Below are 1,357 nucleotides of genomic sequence, written 5' to 3' on the forward strand. Positions count from 1 at the left end.
TCGGCGTGGATGTAGGAGATTTCCTTGAGTTTTAGCGCGCCTTCCATGGCCAGCGGGAAATTGGTGTCGCGGCCGAGATAGAGCACGTCCTTGTAGCGTGACAGTTCGCGCGCGATCCGCTCGATCTGCTCTTCGAGCTTGAGCACCTGGTTGGCATAGCGCGGCGCTTCCGAAAGCGCGCGCACCAGGGTCTTTTCCTGTTCCTTCGAAATCACCCCGCGCGCCACGCCGGCGCGCACCGCAAGCGAGGCCAGCACCGACAGCTGGCAGGTGAAAGCCTTGGTCGAGGCGACGCCGATCTCGGGGCCGGCCAGTGTCGGCAGCACGACGTCGGATTCGCGCGCCATGGTCGATTCGCGCACATTGACGACGGCGCCGATCTTCATGCCGGCCTTGCGGCAATAACGCAGCGAGGCCAGCGTGTCGGCGGTCTCGCCCGACTGCGAGATGAAGAAGGCGGCGTCATTGGCCGACAGCGGCATCTCGCGGTAGCGGAACTCCGAGGCGACATCGATGTCGACCGGCAGCCGCGCATAGCGCTCGAACCAGTATTTGCCGATCAGGCCGGCGAGATAGGCGGTGCCGCAGGCCGAAATCGCCAGCCGGCCAATCTTGGCGAAGTCGAATGGCAGGTCGAGTGGCTTGGAGACGCCGGAGACGAAGTCGACATAATGCGCCAGCGTGTGCGAGATCACCTCGGGCTGTTCATGGATTTCCTTCTCCATGAAATGCCGGCGGTTGCCCTTGTCGACCATGAAGGAGGTCGACAGCGACTGCTGGCGCTTGCGCTCGACTTGTCTGCCGTCGATGTCGAAGATGGCGACGCTGTCGCGGCGCACCACCGCCCAGTCGCCGTCCTCGAGATAGGTGATCGAATTGGTGAATGGCGCCAGCGCAATGGCATCGGAGCCCAGGAACATCTCGCCGTCGCCATGGCCGACGGCCAGCGGCGGGCCGTTGCGGGCGCCGACGATCAGGTCCTCATCGCCCTTGAACATGATGGCCAGCGCAAAGGCGCCTTCCAGCCGCTTCAGCGCCTGATGCGCCGCCTCGACCGGCTTCAGCCCCTTGGCCAGCTCCCGCGCCACCAGATGCGCCACGACCTCGGTGTCGGTCTGCGAGGAGAAGGCATAGCCATCGCGGACCAGTTCGTCGCGCAGCTCGGCAAAGTTCTCGATGATGCCGTTGTGGACGATGGCGACGCCGTCGGAAAAATGCGGATGCGCATTGGTCTCGTTGGGCACGCCATGGGTGGCCCAGCGTGTGTGACCGATGCCGATCGTGCCGTCGAGTGGCTCCTCCTTGAGCCGGCGTTCGAGGTTGATCAGCTTGCCTTCGGCGCGGCGGCGGGCGAGCT

1 protein-coding gene is annotated in these 1,357 nt (G+C 64.7%); it reads right to left on the minus strand.

Annotation, left to right across the window (positions count from 1 at the left end):
• Positions 1–1,357 (minus strand): glutamine--fructose-6-phosphate transaminase (isomerizing) (gene glmS, locus D3242_RS33135; RefSeq protein WP_120145581.1); only part of this gene is annotated, 1,357 nt, incomplete at both ends.

This window comes from Mesorhizobium jarvisii (assembly GCF_003601985.1).
Lineage (GTDB): Bacteria > Pseudomonadota > Alphaproteobacteria > Rhizobiales > Rhizobiaceae > Mesorhizobium > Mesorhizobium jarvisii.